The sequence below is a fragment of the Bartonella sp. OD88NMGDW genome (genome assembly GCF_042193775.1).
Taxonomy (GTDB): domain Bacteria; phylum Pseudomonadota; class Alphaproteobacteria; order Rhizobiales; family Rhizobiaceae; genus Bartonella; species Bartonella grahamii.
Genome location: NZ_JBHIMA010000006.1, coordinates 50883 through 70079 on the forward strand (window position 1 = coordinate 50883; position 19197 = coordinate 70079).

General features: G+C 41.6%; 15 protein-coding genes. All 15 read left to right on the plus strand.

Annotated features, from left to right (window positions below; genetic code table 11):
* Positions 1 to 2: 2 nt before the first annotated feature.
* A complete protein-coding gene (locus tag ACFIJR_RS06100) occupies positions 3 to 1454 on the plus strand; it encodes a UDP-N-acetylmuramoyl-L-alanyl-D-glutamate--2,6-diaminopimelate ligase (protein ID WP_375648147.1) in 1452 nt (483 codons plus the stop codon).
* Positions 1451 to 2872 carry a UDP-N-acetylmuramoyl-tripeptide--D-alanyl-D-alanine ligase gene (gene murF / locus ACFIJR_RS06105; protein WP_375653818.1) on the plus strand — a complete coding sequence of 474 codons (1422 nt, stop codon included), beginning with the start codon at positions 1451 to 1453 and terminating at the stop codon, positions 2870 to 2872. The genes ACFIJR_RS06100 and murF overlap by 4 nt, the downstream gene beginning before the upstream one ends.
* A 21-nt stretch (positions 2873 to 2893) precedes the next feature.
* Entirely contained in the window at positions 2894 to 3964 is a 1071-nt protein-coding gene (mraY, locus tag ACFIJR_RS06110) for a phospho-N-acetylmuramoyl-pentapeptide-transferase (protein ID WP_015856644.1), read from the plus strand.
* A 4-nt stretch (positions 3965 to 3968) separates the two neighbouring features.
* The gene (gene murD, locus ACFIJR_RS06115; protein WP_375627068.1) at positions 3969 to 5363 is read left to right on the plus strand and encodes a UDP-N-acetylmuramoyl-L-alanine--D-glutamate ligase; all 1395 of its coding nucleotides are present in this window, start codon (positions 3969 to 3971) and stop codon (positions 5361 to 5363) included.
* Positions 5364 to 5506: 143 nt separating this feature from the next.
* A complete protein-coding gene (locus ACFIJR_RS06120; protein WP_375626128.1) occupies positions 5507 to 6661 on the plus strand; it encodes an FtsW/RodA/SpoVE family cell cycle protein in 1155 nt (384 codons plus the stop codon).
* Positions 6654 to 7790 carry an undecaprenyldiphospho-muramoylpentapeptide beta-N-acetylglucosaminyltransferase gene (murG, locus tag ACFIJR_RS06125; protein WP_375653819.1) on the plus strand — a complete coding sequence of 379 codons (1137 nt, stop codon included), beginning with the start codon at positions 6654 to 6656 and terminating at the stop codon, positions 7788 to 7790. Before ACFIJR_RS06120 ends, murG begins: the two co-directional genes overlap by 8 nt.
* A complete protein-coding gene (gene murC / locus ACFIJR_RS06130; protein ID WP_375626124.1) occupies positions 7774 to 9201 on the plus strand; it encodes a UDP-N-acetylmuramate--L-alanine ligase in 1428 nt (475 codons plus the stop codon). The genes murG and murC overlap by 17 nt, the downstream gene beginning before the upstream one ends.
* Positions 9179 to 10156 carry a UDP-N-acetylmuramate dehydrogenase gene (murB, locus tag ACFIJR_RS06135; RefSeq protein WP_375626123.1) on the plus strand — a complete coding sequence of 326 codons (978 nt, stop codon included), beginning with the start codon at positions 9179 to 9181 and terminating at the stop codon, positions 10154 to 10156. Before murC ends, murB begins: the two co-directional genes overlap by 23 nt.
* 238 nt (positions 10157 to 10394) lie before the next feature.
* Positions 10395 to 11315 (plus strand): D-alanine--D-alanine ligase, encoded by a 921-nt coding sequence (locus ACFIJR_RS06140; protein ID WP_375627075.1) that lies wholly within the window; start codon positions 10395 to 10397, stop codon positions 11313 to 11315.
* Positions 11303 to 12214 carry a cell division protein FtsQ/DivIB gene (locus tag ACFIJR_RS06145; protein WP_375651868.1) on the plus strand — a complete coding sequence of 304 codons (912 nt, stop codon included), beginning with the start codon at positions 11303 to 11305 and terminating at the stop codon, positions 12212 to 12214. The genes ACFIJR_RS06140 and ACFIJR_RS06145 overlap by 13 nt, the downstream gene beginning before the upstream one ends.
* Positions 12211 to 13512 carry a cell division protein FtsA gene (gene ftsA / locus ACFIJR_RS06150; RefSeq protein WP_375627078.1) on the plus strand — a complete coding sequence of 434 codons (1302 nt, stop codon included), beginning with the start codon at positions 12211 to 12213 and terminating at the stop codon, positions 13510 to 13512. Before ACFIJR_RS06145 ends, ftsA begins: the two co-directional genes overlap by 4 nt.
* Positions 13513 to 13575: 63 nt before the next feature.
* Positions 13576 to 15348, plus strand: a complete 1773-nt coding sequence (gene ftsZ, locus ACFIJR_RS06155; protein ID WP_375653820.1) for a cell division protein FtsZ — start codon at positions 13576 to 13578, stop codon at positions 15346 to 15348.
* A gap of 213 nt (positions 15349 to 15561) precedes the next feature.
* Positions 15562 to 16446, plus strand: coding sequence for a UDP-3-O-acyl-N-acetylglucosamine deacetylase (lpxC, locus tag ACFIJR_RS06160; RefSeq protein ID WP_375648155.1), 885 nt, complete (start codon positions 15562 to 15564; stop codon positions 16444 to 16446).
* A 158-nt stretch (positions 16447 to 16604) separates the two neighbouring features.
* Positions 16605 to 17498 (plus strand): outer membrane protein assembly factor BamD, encoded by an 894-nt coding sequence (locus tag ACFIJR_RS06165; RefSeq protein ID WP_375619631.1) that lies wholly within the window; start codon positions 16605 to 16607, stop codon positions 17496 to 17498.
* Positions 17499 to 17504: 6 nt separating this feature from the next.
* A complete protein-coding gene (recN, locus tag ACFIJR_RS06170; RefSeq protein WP_375627085.1) occupies positions 17505 to 19166 on the plus strand; it encodes a DNA repair protein RecN in 1662 nt (553 codons plus the stop codon).
* The last annotated feature ends 31 nt before the right edge of the window (positions 19167 to 19197 follow it).

The following is a 19197-nucleotide window of genomic DNA, read 5'->3' on the forward strand; positions in this document are numbered from 1 at the left end:
TTATGTTGTTTGGAACAGTTTTTACAGAATGTCTTGAAGATCAGAATCTTTCTTCAATGGAAATAACAGGAATCAGTGCAGATTCTCGACAAGTCTTGCCAGGCTATGTTTTTGTCGCTGTTCAAGGAAAAAAAAGTGATGGAAGGCACTATATAGATGATGCGATAAAGCGTGGCGCACGAGCAATTGTTACAGATTGTCATGCTGTTCTTGAGGATTTATCTGTTCCCATTTTACGTGTTTCTAATGTTCGTCATAGTTTAGCGTTGGCAGCTGCACGTTTTTACGGTTCTCAGCCTGAAACGGTCGTTGCTGTGACTGGTACAAGTGGTAAAACATCTGTTGTTTCTTTTATTCGGCAAATTTGGACTCATGTTGGATTTTGTGCTGCGAGTATAGGAACGGTTGGTGTTGTTTCTCCTAAACGGAATGTTTATGGTTCTCTCACAACACCTGATCCGGTTGCCTTGCACCGTCTTCTTTGTGAAATTTCTCATGAAGGTGTGACGCATGCAGCCCTTGAAGCATCTTCGCATGGGCTTGATCAAGGACGACTTGATGGAGTTCGTTTAACGGCTGGTGCCTTTACCAATTTAGGGCGAGATCACATGGATTATCACACGGGGGTAGAGGATTATTTGCGGGCTAAAATGAAGTTGTTTGATACACTTTTGCCTGTATCTGCTCCTGCTTTGATTTTTGCTGATGATGTTTATTCACAAAAGGTTATTGATGTTGTTACACAAGCGCGCCGCCGTGTCTTGACAATTGGTCGTAAGGGGCAATTTATCACGATTAATCGTGTTGAACATCAACGCTCAAAACAGTGTATTGAGTGTCGTGTGGAAAATAATATTTATACATTTGATTTGCCTTTGGCTGGAGATTTTCAGGTAGCCAATGCGCTTATGGCAGCGGGGTTAGCAATTGTAACGGGTGTTTCACCTCGTAAGGTTTTTTCTGCGCTTGAAACTTTGCAGGGGGCGCCTGGGCGGTTAGAATTTGTCGGAAAGACAGAAAATAATGCGCCTGTTTATATTGATTATGCTCATAAACCAGAAGCTTTGGAGCAGGTTTTGCTTTCTGTTCGTCCCTTTACGCAAGGGCGTTTAATTGTTGTTTTTGGTTGTGGAGGAGATCGTGATCAAGGAAAAAGACCTTTGATGGGAAAAATTGCGGCGGATAAAGCGGATATTGTTATTGTAACCGATGATAATCCTCGCACAGAAATGCCAGAAAAAATACGCAAGGATATTTTACAGGCAGTGCCAACAGCAATAGAGATAGCAGATCGTGGTGAGGCTATTTCTTACGCGGTGGAGCTTTTGAAAGCTGGTGATACACTCATCATTGCGGGAAAAGGTCATGAGGATGGCCAAATTATAGGGCAGACAACGTATCCTTTTTCAGATCGTTTGAAAGCGATAGAAGCTCTAGAGGACCGAAAGAAATGACAGCTTTATGGGATAAGCAAGCACTTGTTGCTGCAATTAATGGTGTTGTAATGGGAAGCATGCCAGAAACTTTTTCTGGGGTTTCCATTGATAGTCGTACTCTTGCGGAAGGTGATATTTTTTTCTGCATTAAAGGGCATCATCTTGATGGTCATGATTTTGCTGCGCAAGCTTATGAACGAGGTGCAGGCGTTCTTATCGTTGCGGAACACCGTTTGAGGGATATGAAAAAAATATCGGCCCCACTTATTGTTGTTCCTGATGTTTTGCAAGCCTTAGAAAAACTTGCACAAGCTGCACGCAAACGTTCAAGAGCTAAGATTATCGCGATAACAGGATCGGTGGGAAAAACAACGACAAAAGAAGCTTTGAAACAAGCACTTGCAACGACTGGGAACGTTCATGCGAATTTCGCTTCTTTAAACAATTGCTGGGGGGTTCCACTCACTTTAGCGCGGATGCCTATGGAGAGTGATTATGGTATCTTTGAAATTGGCATGAATCATAGAGATGAAATTCGCCCTCTGGTCAAACTGGTTTGTCCGCATGTTGCTCTCATTACGCATATTTGTGCAGGACATATGGGTTTTTTCAAAAATCTTGAAGAAATAGCAAAGGCAAAAGCTGAAATTTTTGAAGGATTAGATGAGAAAGGCATTGCCATTTTAAATGCGGATAGTGATTTTTTTTCTTATCTCGTTCAAGAAGCAAAGAAATGCGGTGTAAAGAATATCTTAAGCTTTGGTGAGAGCAAAAATGCTGATTATCAAGCGCGAGATATACGTCTTCTAACTGATCGTTCTTCTATGATTGTACGTATTAGGGAGCGGGATAGGGAGGTTCAAATTGGTGCTCCCGGACGCCATATTGTGCAAAATAGTTTAGGGGTTATTGCTGCTTGTGATGCTATGGGAGTTGAGTTAGAGCCTGTTCTTCTTTCTTTTCGCCATTTTTCTTCTCAAAAGGGGCGAGGTGTTCGTTATCGACTGTCTTTATCAAATGGGGGTGAATTTTATCTCATTGATGAAAGCTATAATGCAAATCCTGCTTCTATGCGTGCTGCGCTTGAGCTTCTTGCTACAGGACCAGTCGGGGAAGAGGGGCGGCGAATTGCTATTTTAGGAGATATGCTAGAGTTAGGGGAGTATAGTGAAAAGCTTCATCGTGATTTAATAAAGCCAATACGTCTTTCCGGTGCTAATCCGGTTTTTCTATTTGGTGAGGCGATGAAATCTTTAGTCAGTGATTTGTCTGCTGGTGTTAAGGTTCATTATGCTGAAAATATTGAGAAAATTTTATCTCTCCTTTTAGCAGAAATTTCTTCTGGGGATCTGCTTATGGTTAAATCATCCAATAGCCTTTGTTCATCAGATATTGTGACTGCATTGCTTGACCGCTATAAAGCGGTTTCTTCATAGTTTTAAGAGGTTTTTTGTACCATGATGCTGTTTTTTTCTTCGTTTAGTGATTGGCTTCCAGGTGTGAATGTATTTCGTTACATTACTTTTCGCACGATAGCGGCTATGCTTACTTCGGGGCTCATCGTCTTTTTGTTTGGACCTAGCATCATTGCTTCTCTTAAATTGCGGCAGGGTAAGGGGCAACCGATTCGTGCGGATGGTCCTCAAACACATTTTAAAAAGGCTGGAACACCTACAATGGGTGGATTGATGATTTTAACCGGTATTGTGGTATCGGCATTTTTGTGGTGTAATTTATCGAATATTTATTTTTGGGTATCGCTATTGGTTATGCTTTCTTTTGGGGCAATTGGATTTTATGACGATTATCTTAAGGTCACAAAACAAACAGACAAAGGATTTTCTGGGAAAGCACGGTTAAGTTTGGAGTTTTGTGTTGCCGCAATTGCTGCTTTTGTCATCCTACAAATTGGCTCATCTGGATTCGCTTTGCCTTTTTTGAAAGATTATCTTATCAATTTGGGCTGGTTTTTTATTCCTTTTTCTGCTTTTGTTATTGTCGCGACCGGTAATGCGGTTAATTTGACGGATGGACTTGATGGCCTTGCTATTGTTCCTGTGATGGTTGCAGCCTTATCTTTTGCTCTGATTGCTTATCTTTCTGGTAATATGAATTTTGCTGATTATCTCCAAATCCATTATGTATCGGGAGCAGGTGAATTGGCTGTTTTATTGGGAGCTGTTGTTGGGGCAGGGCTTGGTTTTTTATGGTTTAATGCACCACCTGCAGCTATTTTTATGGGAGATACTGGTTCGTTGGCTCTTGGAGGATTATTAGGGACTGTTGCAGTCGCTACGAAGCACGAAATTGTTTTGGCTCTTATTGGTGGGCTTTTTGTTGTGGAAGCTTTTTCGGTCGTTATTCAGGTTGGTTATTTCAAATTAACAAGAAAACGCGTGTTTCTTATGGCACCGATACATCATCATTTTGAGAAAAAAGGCTGGACTGAAAGCCAAGTCGTGATACGCTTTTGGATTATTTCAATTGTTCTTGCTCTTATTGGTCTTTCAACACTTAAATTGCGGTGAGATTTTGATTTCTGTTGCGTGTTATAAAGGACAAAAAGTTGCTTTATTTGGATTGGGGAAGTCTGGACTAGCAACGGCACAAGCATTGATGCGTGGCGGTGCAGAAGTGGTGGCGTGGGATGATAGTCCTTCAAGCGTGCAAATGGCTTTTCGGCACAATATTCCAACGCGAGATCTCCGTTATGAAGATTGGTCAGAATTTGTTGCATTGATTGTAGCTCCTGGAGTTCCTTTAAATTGTCCTCAACCCCATTGGGTTGTTGAAAAAGCACGAAAAAAAAATATAGAAATTATCGGTGATATTGAATTATTTGTTCGTGCGCGCCAGCATTTTTTACAGCATTATGGTTTTTGTGACCAAGATGTTCCTTTCATTGCGATTACGGGGACGAATGGGAAGTCAACTACAACGGCTTTACTTGCGCATTTGTTGGAAAAAATGGGTTATGATGTGCAGGTGGGGGGGAATATCGGAAAGGCAATATTGACGCTTAAGCCATTTGTTAAAAAACGGATCTATGTGATTGAATGTTCATCATTTCAAATTGATCTTACACCCTCTCTTCAGCCGACCATTGGACTTTTATTGAATTTAACACCTGATCATATTGATCGACATGGGAGTTTTGCCTGTTATGTGCAAACCAAAAGGCATCTGATTGCTCAGGCTTCTCAGGCTTTTATTTCAGTTGATGATGCAGCTTGTCGGGTTTTATATCAACAGTTGCTTCATGAGGGGAAGAAAATTTGGGCAATTTCCAAGGATCATTTTGTTGAAAATGGTTTTTATGCAGATGGGACTAAGCTCTTTTCTGTTTGTCAAGGACAGCGTCATATGCTTGCAGATCTGGCGTCTATGACTGCTTTGCGCGGATGTCATAATGCGCAAAATGCCCTTATGGCATTAGCAACGTTGCAGGCTTTAAAAATAACCGATCCACATATAGAGAACTGTTTAGCAAGCTATAAAGGGCTGGATCATCGTATGCAGCAGGTGCGTAAAATGGGGGCGGTTTTGTTTATCAATGACAGCAAGGCGACTAATGCAGATGCAACAGCTCCTGCGCTTTCCACCTTTAATGATATTTTTTGGATTGTTGGGGGAGAGGCAAAACAGGGAGGAATAGAGTCTCTTAGAGAATTTTTTCCTAAAATTCGTAAAGCCTATTTGATTGGGAGCGCGGCGGAAGAATTTGCCCGCACCATTGGATCTGCTTTTCCCTTTTCTATGAGCTTAACTTTGAAAAATGCGGTGCATGAAGCAGCTGTTGACGCAATGGGTTGTAAGGAAAAAGAGGTGACGGTTCTTTTGTCACCTGCTTGTGCAAGTTATGACCAATTTAAAAATTATGAAATGCGAGGTGAAGCATTTGTCTCTTTTGTGATGCAGTTACAATAAAAAAGCATCAGTTATAAAAAAATATTTTTGCGTTAAGACTCCAGAATCTTTTTTTGTGTAATTTAGTTTTTAAAGTGTTTGTTAAATAGGCTGGGGAACCATATCACTTTGAGATAATTTATAAAATGGATAAGGTGGATACCATGGTTACGCGCGCAGATAGAGATCCAATTGCTAATTGGTGGTGGACGATTGATCGCTCTATCTTTGCAGCTTGTTTAATTTTAATGGGTATTGGCATTATGCTATCTTTTGCTGCCAGCCCTATTATTGCAAAAAAAATCGGAATTGCTGATAGTTTTTATTTTGTTCGGTGGCATATCATTTTTAGCATTTCAGCATTTTTTACGATGGTTACCATTTCTTTTTTTTCGCTTTCTAATATTCGTCGTTTATGTGCTCTTTTGCTCATTGTAACGCTTGCTCTTATGGTTGCAACCTTATTTTTTGGTCCAGAATTAAAGGGAGCACGGAGGTGGATTCAGCTATTTGGTTTTTCTGTACAGGCTTCAGAGTTTATGAAGCCAGCTTTTGTGGTTATGTCTGCTTGGCTTTTTTCAGAACAGATACGCAGGAGGGGAATTCTGGGTTATACGTTAGCGATTCTACTTTATGCCATTTGTTGTGTGCTTCTGGTTTTGCAGCCTGATATTGGACAAACAGTTTTAATAAGTGCAACATGGGGGGGGCTGTTTTTTATTGCTGGTGTACCTCTTACCATTATTTTTCTCTTTCTCATTTTAGGCGTTGTAGGAATTATTTTAGCTTATCTTTTTCTGCATCATGTGCGCGAGCGTATCAATGGTTTTTTGACAGGTGAAGGGGATACTTTTCAAGTGGATGTAGGACGTGAGGCTATTTTGAATGGTGGTTGGTTTGGGCAAGGTCCTGGGGAGGGAACAGTAAAACGTATCATTCCTGATAGCCATACAGATTTTGTGTTTTCCGTCGCTGCTGAAGAATATGGTATTATCCTTTGTTTATTAATTATGATGCTTTTTGGCTTTATCGTTATGCGTTCATTGTATATAGCCATGAATACACGTGATTCCTTTATACGTCTTGGTATTACTGGCATAGCAATGATGATTGGCTTTCAATCAGCGATTAATATGGCCGTTAATCTTCACTTAATTCCTCCAAAAGGCATGACATTGCCTTTTATTTCTTATGGTGGTTCTTCGATGGTGGCGATTGCGTTTTCAATGGGCATTTTGCTTAGTTTAACACGTCGTTGGCCAGAAGCACGCCTTTCAGCTTTTTCTTCCTCTTCTGTCTTGGATACCCCTTATGAATGATAAAAAAGTTATTGTTTTGGTGGCTGGTGGTACAGGTGGACATCTTTTTCCTGCTGAAGCCCTTTCTGTTGAATTAAGGCAGCGTGGATATGATGTTCATTTAATAACAGATGAAAGAGCACGACCTTTTGTTCAGTGTTTTGATGAAGAGCATATTCATATCGTTTCATCGGCAACATTTATACGACGCCATCCTTTTTCTCTGATAAAGACATTTTGGTCTTTGCTAAGGGGTATGGGGCAATCGTTGGCGTTGTTTTATAAATTACGTCCTGCTCTTGTTGGAGGATTTGGGGGGTATCCTAGCTTTCCTCCTCTTTTTATTGCGGCCCTAACGAGGCGTGTAACATTTATTCATGAACAAAATGCTATTATGGGGCGTGCCAATCGGGTGTTGGCAATTTTTGTGCGTGCAATCGCTGGTGGTTTGTTGTCGCCAAATGGCGCTTATGCTCGTAAAATACTTTTGACGGGGAATCCTGTCCGTGAGGCTGTGCTGAAGGCGGCCAAAATTCCTTATCATCCCTCAACTGGTGAAGAGCCATTTCATTTTTTGATTTTTGGAGGTAGCCAAGGGGCTTCTGCTTTTTCACATATTGTTCCAGAAGCTATTGCTTTATTCGATGATAAGAACCGTAAACGTTTACGAATTGTGCAGCAAGTTCGAGGGGAAGCAGAAGGGTTAATCAAAATCTATCGTGATATGGGCGTACAAGCAGAGGTAGCTCCTTTTTTTGATGATATGGCTGAACGTATGGCACATGCCCATTTTATTTTGTCGCGCGCTGGGGCTTCATCTGTTTGTGAGATAGCGGTGATTGGTAGACCTGCTTTGCTTGTTCCCTATCCCCATGCTTTAGATCATGATCAGGCTGCCAATGCAGCTCTGCTTGCTCGTGTAGGTGGTGCGCAAATTGTATCAGAAAAAGATTTAAATGCACAAAAGCTTTTTTCTCTTTTAATGCACGCTTGTTGTGCGCCCCATTTATTGGAAAAACAAGCGCTTGCTGCAAAAAAAGTTGGGCAACCTCATGCAACCCGTTGCCTTGCTGATATGGCTGAATCCTTAATTGCAGGGCGATTGTTGTCAGATATAAAAGAGGAGCTTTTAAATGAAAATGCCACTTGATATAGGCGTTATCCATTTTATCGGAATCGGGGGGATCGGTATGAGTGGAATTGCGGAGGTTTTTTATAATCTTGGCTATAAAGTTCAAGGGTCAGATCAAGTTGAAAGTACAAATGTTGAACGTTTGCGGAAAAAAGGAATTAACGTTCATATAGGTCATTGTGCTGAAAACTTAGGGAATGCAGAGGTTGTTGTTTTTTCTACTGCCGTTAAAAAAACAAATCCTGAGTATATTGCTGCAAAGGAAAGACATTTGCCGCTTGTTAGACGTGCAGAAATGCTGGCGGAGCTGATGCGGTTTCGGCGTGCAATTGCGGTGGGTGGTACACATGGTAAAACAACAACCACATCAATGGTCGCAGCCCTTCTTGATGCCGGTCATTTTGATCCAGTGGTAATTAATGGTGGTATTATTAATGCTTATGGTACGAATTCTCGTACAGGAGATGGCGATTGGATGATTGTTGAAGCTGATGAGAGTGATGGTACATTTTTAAAGCTGCCTGCTGATATTGCTGTTATTACTAATATTGACGCTGAGCATTTGGATCATTATGGAAGTTTTGATGCTGTGCGTGACGCTTTTCGGCAATTCGTAGAAAATGTTCCTTTTTATGGTTTTGCTGTTTTGTGCCTTGATCATCCAGAGGTTCAGTCATTGGCGGGCCGTATTGATGATCGTTGGGTGATCACTTATGGTGCAAATCCACAAGCGGATGTTCGTTTTCTTAATCTTTCGATGGATGGTCAAAAAACGCATTTTGATGTTCTTGTTCGCTCACGCAAAACAGGAAGAAAGATTGAGTTGAAAAATTTGCTTTTGCCCATGGCAGGACAGCATAATGTTGCTAATGCAACGGCGGCGATTGCTATTGCGCATGAACTTGGCATTTCAAATGAAGCTATAAAAAGGGGCTTAGCAGAATTTGGCGGAGTAAAACGGCGTTTTACGCGAACAGGAAGCTGGCGGGGTATTGAAATATTTGATGATTATGGACATCATCCTGTTGAAATAAAGGCTGTTTTGCGTGCAGCACGTGAGAGTGCAAAAGGGCGTGTTATTGCCATTGCACAACCCCATCGGTATTCACGTTTGTATCATTTATTTGATGATTTTTCTACTTGTTTTAATGATGCAGATACAGTGTTGATTACGCCTGTTTATGCGGCTGGTGAAGAGCCTATTGTAGGATTTGGTTCTCAAGAATTGGTAGAGCATATTAAAATGGCGGGTCATCGTGATGTGCGCTTGATACATAGTCTGGAAGATGTCGTGTCTCTTGTCTCAAAATTTGCTCAGGCAGAGGATTATGTTGTTTTTCTTGGTGCTGGCAATATCACACAATGGGCTTGTGCGTTGCCTCATCAATTAGCGGTATTGGATGGTCATGGTAAATTTTCAGCACATTGATGGTGAGGCGCTATTGGCGCAATTGCAACCGCTGTTGGGTGGCGTGAGAGGCAAACTTACACCTAATGTTGAAATGCGTAAGGTAACGTGGTTTCGCACGGGCGGGTTGGCAGAGCTTTTTTATCAGCCTGTTGATGAGGCAGATTTAGCAGTTTTTCTGCAAAATCTTCCTGAATCTATCCCTGTAACAATTGTGGGAATTGGTTCTAATCTTCTGGTGCGTGATGGGGGCGTTCCTGGTGTTGTGATTCGTCTTTCGCCAAAAAATTTTGGGCAAGTGCAGCAAGTTTCTCCAAAAGGCTTTTTAGTTGGTGCTGGTACGGCGGATAAACATTTAGCTGCTGCTGCTTTAAAGGCAGAAGTTGCAGGTTTTCATTTTTATCATGGTATTCCTGGTGCTCTTGGAGGAGCTCTCAAAATGAACGCTGGGGCGAATGGTGTTGAAACCGCAGCGCGTGTTGTCGAGGTCTATGCGCTGGATCGTAAAGGACAACGTCATATCTTGAGTTTGAAAGATATGCATTATTCCTATCGCCATTGTGATATTCCTAAAGATTTTATTTTTACAGCTGCTTTATTGGAAGGAAAACTTGGTAATAAAGATGATATTCGTGCTGCTATGGATGAAGTTTCCCTCCACAGAGAAACTGTACAACCTATTCGTGAAAAGACAGGAGGATCAACTTTCAAAAATCCTGAGAATGGATCTGCGTGGCGCGTGATTGATGAAGCAGGGTGTCGAGGTTTACGGATTGGTGGCGCTCAAATGAGTGAAATGCACTGTAATTTTATGATTAATACAGGGCAAGCAACAGGATATGATCTTGAAGCATTGGGAGAAACAGTGCGTGCGCGTGTTTTTGCAAATTCAGCCCACCTTTTACAGTGGGAAATAGAGCGTATCGGTCAATTTGAGCGTGGTCGAAGTGTTTCTCCTTTTGATCCATTTCATTGATTTATTGTTCACTAAAAAAGTGCAAATAAAAAATTGAGTCATTTCAAAGAGATAATAAAAAATTTCTATTAAGAATCAATAAATTAACAAAGAATCTCTTGCATCAGGCTTTTGAGTCTGATTCATTATGCAAAATGCTAGGTTATTGATTCGCAAGGATAAACCTTGTTTTTTCTGTATGTGGTGCTGATGTATTTTATATAGACTACATATAGTATGCGAAAGAGGGTGATTTATTATGAGAGATAAACATATAGCTGTGTTAATGGGAGGTTTTTCTTCTGAACGGTCTGTAAGTTTATCTTCAGGGGCGGCTTGTGCTGATGTTCTAGAGCTGCAGGGGTATCGCGTGAGCCGCGTGGATGTTGACGCTCATATTGCTTCTGTTCTTGAAAAGTTGCAGCCCGATATTGTCTTCAATGCATTGCATGGTCCATTTGGTGAAGATGGTCGGATTCAGGGGATTCTTGAATATTTAAAAATTCCTTATACCCATTCTGGTGTGATGGCATCCGCTTTGGCAATGGATAAGGGACGTGCAAAAATTATCGTTGAAAATGTTGGGGTTTGTGTTGCTCCTTCTCGTATCATGAGCCGCTTTGCTTTGGGACAAACACACCCCATGGAGCCTCCTTATGTAATTAAACCTGTGTGTGAAGGATCAAGTTTTGGTGTTGTTATTGTCCAGGAAAATGAAGCTGTACCGCCGCATAATATTGGGGGAGCTGAGTGGGGGTATGCCGATGAGGTGATGATTGAAAAATATATTCCTGGTCGTGAATTGACTTGTGCTGTTTTGGGGAATGAAGTGCTGGATGTGTGTGAAATTCTTCCCGATAAACACTTTCCATTCTACGATTATGACTCGAAATATAAAATGGGTGGTTCTCTTCATATTTGTCCTGCACAACTTTCACTAAATATTTACCAAAGTGTGCAAAGAATGTCTTTAGCAGCCCATCAGGCGATAGGGTGTCGAGGTGTTAGCCGTTCTGATTTTCGTTTTGATGAGAAAACGGGAGAATTGGTTTGGCTTGAAATTAATACGCAACCCGGTATGACATCGACGTCTCTTCTTCCTGATATTGCAAAAGCGAGCGGCCGTACTTACGGCGATATTGTTCAATGGATGGTGGAGGACGCATCATGTATGCGTTGAATGTTAATAAAACAAATGTTCCGATGGAGGTGCTTTCAGTGCCGGCTTTGCCACGTCTTTATCGTCGTTTTCTTCGGTTTATGTTTGAGTTTGTTTTTGTCAATATTCATATTCCACGCCATTTCGGCTCTTTTGCTGTTGTATGGTTTTTCTTTGTTACGGCTTTTTATGGACTTTCATCGAGTGGTCAGATGGCTGTGATCGTAAACACGATCATATTGGATAGTAGTTTTGTGGTCACTCATGTCGATATAAGCGGTAATAAGCGCTTAACAAAGCAGGATATTTTTAAAATTTTAAAACTTGATGTTGCGCCTTCTATATTCACTTTTGATGTTGAAAGAGCACGTTCTCTTTTGGAAAAACAGGCTTGGGTGCAATCGGCTAATGTTCAGAAAATTTATCCCAATAGAATGCGCATTTCCATCGTGGAGCGTGAACCCTATGCCATTTGGCAACATGATAGCATAGTGGATATTGTTGATAATACAGGGCGCGTCATTGTACCCTTTAAAGGAGAAATTTCTCGGGATTTGCCTCTTGTGGTGGGGCAGGGTGCGCAAAATGCTGCTAAAGGATTTATTCAAGCGCTGTCAGTTTATCCAGAAGTATATGATCGTATTCGTGCTTTTGTGCGGGTAGGTAATCGACGTTGGGATCTTGTTTTGGATAATGGAATGCGCGTTATGTTGCCTGAAAATGGTGCACTTGAAAGGCTTTCCTCTCTTATTTCGTCCGGTACAATGCAGGATCTTTTATCGCGCGATATTCTCAGTGTTGATTTACGTCTTGCTGATCGAATTACTGTTTCTTTGTCAGATGAAACGTTGGAGCGTTATAACGCTACTGTAGCAGAAGAAGAACGTATTTTAAAGGCACGAAAGGCAGGAAACCCATGATGTTGCTTAGATCACATCATCTGGGAGGGCGTAAAACACGTTTTTTAACGGTGCTTGATGTCGGTTCAAGTAAGATTGTTTGTCTTATTGCTTGTTTGCGTCCTTTGAAGCATGCGCACTATTTACATGGTCGTACACATTCTACGGAAATTCTAGGCTTTGGAGTGCAGCGTTCACGTGGTATTAAATCTGGTGTTGTCATGGATATGTTTGCAGCAGAACAATCAATAAGATTGGCTGTTGATGCGGCAGAAAAAATGGCTGGCTTGGTGGTGGATTCAGTGATTGTGAATTTTTCCTCAAGTCGATTACAAAGTGCTTTGATTAATGGAAAGGTCCATTTGAATGGTCGTGAAGTCACCAAGCGTGATATGCGTATGGCCTTTTCAGATGTTTCGCGTAAAGCTTTTGATGCTGAACGTCATGTTATGCACTCAGTTCCAGTTTCTTATGTATTGGATGGAGATAAAGGAATTTCTGACCCTGTTGGAATGGCAGGGGAAACATTTGGTGTTGACGTGCATGTGGTAACAGCAGAAACAGCTTCTTTGCGTAATTTAGAAACTTGTATTAATCGTGCACATTTGAGTGTTGAAGCAATGGTTGCTACTCCCTTTGCAAGTGGTCTTGCTGTCTTGATGAATGATGAGGCGCATTTAGGGGCTGCATGTATTGATTTTGGTGGTGGAACAACAACATTTTCAGTGTTTTTTGAGGGAAAATTTATTCATGCGGATGCTCTTGCTGTTGGGGGGCATCATGTCACTCTTGATGTTGCGCGCGGATTTTCTATGTCTTTAACAGAGGCGGAACGTTTAAAAGTTGTTTATGGTTCAGCACTTCTAACAAGCGCTGATGAGCGGCAAATGATTAATGTAGCAGAAATTGGGAATGAACAGCGTGAAACTCAATATCCTCGCGCGGTTCTTGGGCGTATTATTCGTGCGCGTGTTGAAGAAATTTTAGAAATGGTCCGTGATTGTTTAAATCGTTCTGGTTTTGGTCACATCATTGGTAAACGTGTTATTTTGACTGGGGGAGCAAGCCAGTTAACAGGATTGCCAGAAATGGCACGTACTATATTAGGAAGAAATGTTCGTATCGGGCGGCCTTTAGGTATTTCGAGGCTTCCTTCTCTTGCAAAAGGGGCGGCGTTTACATCTGCTGTTGGGTTGTTAATTTATCCGCAATTGGTGGGTTTTGAAGAAAAAACAATGCAGGCGGCAGGAAATCATTTATCGATGGGCACGCGTGGGTATTTTCAGCGTGTTGGTCAGTGGTTGCGTGAGAGTTTTTAGTTAAGTCTAGTTGGATAAATTTCATCGCTTTGGCTTGCGGTGTCTTATGAGAAGGAAAAGAAAATGACGATTAATCTGCATCGGCCAGATATCGCGGAATTGAAGCCACGCATTACCGTTTTTGGTGTTGGAGGTGGTGGCGGGAATGCCGTGAATAATATGATAAATGCTGGTCTTCAGGGAGTTGATTTTGTTGTTGCAAATACGGATGCACAGGCTTTGGCTATGTCAAAGGCTGAACGTGTTATCCAACTTGGAGCAGCTGTGACAGAGGGTTTGGGTGCTGGTGCTTTACCGGAAGTTGGACAAGCGGCGGCAGAGGAATGTATTGATGAAATTATTGATCATCTTGCAGACTCTCATATGGTTTTCATTACTGCTGGTATGGGGGGAGGAACTGGAACAGGGGCTGCTCCTGTTGTTGCTCGCGCAGCACGTGAAAAAGGTATTTTGACTGTTGGTGTTGTGACAAAGCCGTTTCAGTTTGAAGGCGCACGTCGTATGAAAACGGCAGAGGCTGGTATTGAAGAATTACAAAAGTCTGTCGATACATTGATTGTTATTCCCAATCAAAATCTTTTCCGTATTGCAAATGATAAGACAACGTTTGCTGATGCTTTTGCTATGGCTGACCAAGTGCTTTATTCTGGTGTTGCTTCCATTACGGATTTGATGATTAAAGAGGGTTTGATTAACCTTGATTTCGCTGATGTTCGCTCTGTTATGCACGAAATGGGTCGAGCTATGATGGGAACGGGTGAGGCATCTGGTGAAGGACGTGCTTTGGCTGCAGCTGAAGCTGCTATTGCAAACCCATTGTTGGATGATACCTCTATGCGTGGGGCGCGTGGTTTACTGATTTCTATTACGGGTGGTCGTGATATGACTCTTTTTGAGGTTGATGAAGCTGCTAATCGTATTCGTGAAGAAGTGGATGCTGATGCGAATGTGATTTTTGGTGCTATTGATGATGAGTCATTGGAAGGTGTTATTCGTGTTTCTGTGGTTGCCACCGGTATTGATCGTGAAGTTAGTGATGTGGTTCAGTCGTCTCATCCTCAGCTTCAAAGGCCTGCTTCTTCAATGCGCAAGAGCGATCCTGGAACGTCACACAGTTCTTTTCATGTTCAGTCATCGCCTCTGCGTTCTGAGTCAATGGTAGAAGTGATCGAATCACTTGAAATAGAGAAGGGTAAATCAACCGGAGAACAGTTCCGTCCCAAAAGTCAAATTTTTGCACAGCCTACAGAAGCAATGACGACACGAAGTGCGACGAATGCTGTTGCGTATGGTTCAAATGCTGTTCAGGAACAGAGATCAAATGTGCCCCGTATGCAAGTAGGTCGTGGTTCTCAACCGGCTATGACAGCTCCCGTGAGTATGGAGGCAACAGCGCATGTTCTTGATGAGATGACAGGGGTTGTGAAGCAAAAAGAAAAGCTAGTGCAACCAAAACAAATGCAACAAATGCAAGCGCGCTCTCCAATGCGTATGCCTGAGTTAAAGGATTTTCCTCCTGTTGCTCGTGGACAAAGTCAAAGAACATCTGTGACTGATCAAGGTCCTCGTAATCTTTGGCAGCGTTTGAAACAGAGTTTGACGAATCGTGAAGAAGCCGAGCCAGAAGCGAGGCTGGAGCCTGCTGTCAGATCGTCTCAGCAGGAAGAGTCTCGTGTTTACAATAAAAATTCTCAGGCGCTTTCTCAAGATGCTTCTGTTTATGTTCCACGTCGTTCTGGTGAGCTGCACCCTCAGGTACCACAAGATCAGCGTACTTTTATAAGTGAAGAAGATCAGTTGGAAATACCAGCATTTTTACGTCGTCAGGCAAATTAATTGATGAAAAATGAGGCAAAGTAAGAAAGATTGTTACCTCTTTGATGATCAGTCAAAAATTATACAGTAAAATATATTGCTGTTTTTTGGATAAAATACTTTGTTTTTAAAAAACCGCTTATAATAAGCGGTTTTTTTTATTATTTACTATGAATATTTTTTATAGTTTTATAAATTTTGTTAAAAGATGTAAAAGTAATTTAATAAAACAATATGATGAATTTGGTGCCAAAATATCAGTCGACTCTTAAAAAAGCAGTAACATTTAAGGGGATTGGCGTTCACAGTGGTTGTTTGTCAGTGGTAAAGGTTTGTCCAGCGGATGTTGGGTGTGGTATTATTTTTAAGCGTTGTGGATTAGACGGAACAGAGAAAATATTTCAAGCCCATGCATCGCAAACAGGAGAAACTGAATTATCAACGGTACTTGGAGATGGAGATATAAGGGTTGAAACAATTGAACATTTGATGGCAGCAATTACTGCTTATAATTTGGATAATCTTATTATTGAAGTGTCACATAATGAGATTCCTATTTTGGATGGTTCAGCGTGGCTATATTGCCAAGCTTTTGAAGATGTCGGCATTGTACAGCAAAATGCGTTACGTTCTTATTTCATTATAAAAAAACCGTTGCGGGTTGAAGGAGCTCATGGTGTTGCAGAGCTTTTGCCATTCGATGGACGTCGTTTTGATATAACGATCTCTTTTCCTTCTTCTGCTATTGGTAAGCAACATTTCAGTTTTGACCTTACCACACGAGGGTTTAGAGATGATTTGTCACGTGCGCGCACTTTTGGTTTTATCAAAGACGTGGAAAAATTAAGGCTTTCTGGAAAGGCGAGAGGCGCTTCTTTGGAAAATTCTCTTGTTATTGACCTTAATGATAAAATTTTAAATCCCGATGGTCCTTATTGGGAGAATGAATGTGTTCGGCACAAGATGCTTGATGCGATTGGTGATACTGCTTTGCTTGGGGCGCCTTTTATTGGATTATTTCGTTCTTATTGTAGTGGACATAGAATTAATGCGCAATTGGTGAAGGCTGTTTTGGCAGACGAATCCCATTACGAAAAAAGCTTTTTAGAGAAAGAGTAAAAAAATTGACAAGATTTTTTTATCGTTTATTTGATTTTTAAGGGGATGATTGACCTAAACTGCTAAATTGGTTATGTGGATTTTAAAGTGATATGGTATAAGACCTTTTATAACTTGTTTTTGCTACAAGGTGATATTCTGTGGAGGCCGGGAAAACTATGAAAAAATCTCATGTGTGCATTGGAAATATGACATATAGAAAATCTAACATTGTACGCAAGATATTGGGGGTGGTGCTTTTGGGAAGCACCTGTATGTTGGCGGGATGCCTCTTTAAAGAGAAAAATACTCTTGATCCATCTGCTTACGTTTTGAAAATAGAGCCACCAGATGTTTTATATAATCAGGCTCTTGCTAGCCTTGAGAGTGGGAAGCTTGGGGATGCATCGAAGAAGTTTTTGAAGATTGAAAAGCAGTATGCTTATACAGACTGGGGGCGTAAATCTTTGGTCATGGGGGCTTTTACTAATTATCGACTCGGAAAGTATGATGATTCAATTAGTATGGCTCAACGCTATATTACTCTTTATCCAGGGTCGACTGACTCGGCTTATGCGTACTATATTATTGGTCTTTCTTCTTTCCGTCGGATTCCTGATGTTACGCGTGATCAACGTGATACGAAACGCGCTATTGCTGCTATGCAGCTCCTTATAGAGCGTTATCCTAATTCTGAATATGTCAAGGATGCTAAGGATAAAATACGTTTTGGGCGCGAGCAGCTGGCTGGCAAAGAAATGCAGATTGGTCGTTATTATGAAGAGGGGCGGCGCTACCTTGCGGCAAGTAGACGGTTTCGTACCGTGGTTGAAGAGTATTCCGATACAAATCAAATTGAAGAAGCGCTTTTCCGCTTGACTGAGGTTAATCTTGCTCTCGGCTTAACGGCGGAAGCACAGACGGCAGCAGCTATTTTAGGACGTAATTATCCCAAAAGTGAGTGGTATAAATTTTCTTATAATCTCTTGCAGAAGAATAAAATATCGCCACGCGAGCATAAATCTTCTTGGATCTCAAATGCTTTAGGTGGTGATAAGAAGAGGGTACGTTGATTCTCTATGCTGGTACAGCTTTCGATTCATAATATTGTTTTGATCGAAACGCTCGATATTCATTTTACGGCGGGGTTGACTGTTTTAACTGGAGAAACAGGTGCGGGGAAGTCCATTCTCCTTGATGCTTTATCACTTGCTCTAGGGGGGCGGGGTGATGCTTCGCTTGTGCGTCATGGTGCTGAGCGCGGGCAGGTCACAGCTGTTTTTGATGTGTCTGTTTCACATCCTGCACGTCAACTTATTCGTGAGAATGGTCTTGATGATGAGGGTGATATTATTTTACGACGTGTGCAATCAAGTGATGGACGCAGCCGTGTTTTTATTAATGATCAGGTGTCTAGTGTTGCATTGATGCGGAGTGTTGGCCGTTTGCTGGTTGAAATTCATGGACAACATGATGATCGTGCGCTTGTTGATGTTGCTACACATCGCCAATTATTAGATGCCTTTGGTGGTCTTGAGGATGAAGTGGAAAATTTGCGTCAGTGTTATTACACATGGCGTGAATTTGAGGAGCGTTTGCAACGGCAGCGTCTTAAAGTAGAGAGCGCTGTACGTGAGGTTGATTATCTTCGTGCGTGTATAGAAGAGCTTGAAAAGCTTGATTTTAAAGTTGGTGAAGAGGAGGCTCTTTCTCTTCGTCGTGCTGATATGCTTAAATTAGAAAAAATAGCGACGGATATTAAAGAAGCGGATGATCTTTTAACGGGTCAAAAATCACCAATCCCAGTGCTTTCTAATTTGGTGAGGCGTTTGGAGCGGAAAATTCCTGAAGCACAAGAGCTTATTGCACCAGTGGTGAAATCTATTGATGAGGCATTGCATGCACTTGCAACAGCACAAGAAGGTATTGAGACGGCAATACGAGCATTAGATTTTGAACCTGATGAATTAGAACGGATAGAAGAGCGTCTTTTTTCTCTTCGGGGTTTTGCTCGTAAATATCAAGTTTCTGCGGATGAATTGGTTCAGTTACGCGATAAGATGGATGCTGAATTAGCTGATTTTGAAGAGGCTCAGATTATATTGACACGTTTTGAAAATGAGGCAAAACAAGCACAAAAAAATTATGATATGTTAGCACAAGCGTTGTCAGTAAAACGTCAAGAGGTTGCAAAGCGCTTGTCTGAAAGCGTGATGACTGAGTTACCGGCATTGAAATTAGAGAGGGCTGAATTTATTGTTGAAATGCAAAGTGATATCGAAAAGCGGAGTGCAGAGGGATGTGATCGTATTGAATATTGGGTGCGAACAAATCCTGGAACACGTGCTGGACCGATGCTTAGTGTGGCTTCTGGCGGTGAATTGTCTCGTTTTTTGTTGGCATTAAAAGTTGTTTTATCTGATCGAGGATCAGCACCGACGCTGATCTTTGATGAAATTGATACAGGCGTTGGGGGTGCTGTTGCAGCTGCTATTGGGCAACGGTTGCAACGCTTATCAGAACATGTCCAGGTTTTCGCTATTACGCATGCTCCACAGGTTGCATCGAAAGCGCATGGTCATTTTCTTATTTCAAAAATTGAGAGTCATGATAAAGGACGCTTTGTTACTGCTATTCATAAAATGGAAGAGCATGAGCGTGCAGAAGAAATTGCTCGTATGTTGGCAGGAGAACAGATTACTGAAGAAGCGCGTGCAGCGGCTCAAAAGCTTCTAGCATGAAGGTAATTAGTCAGCGATAAAAATACTGGAA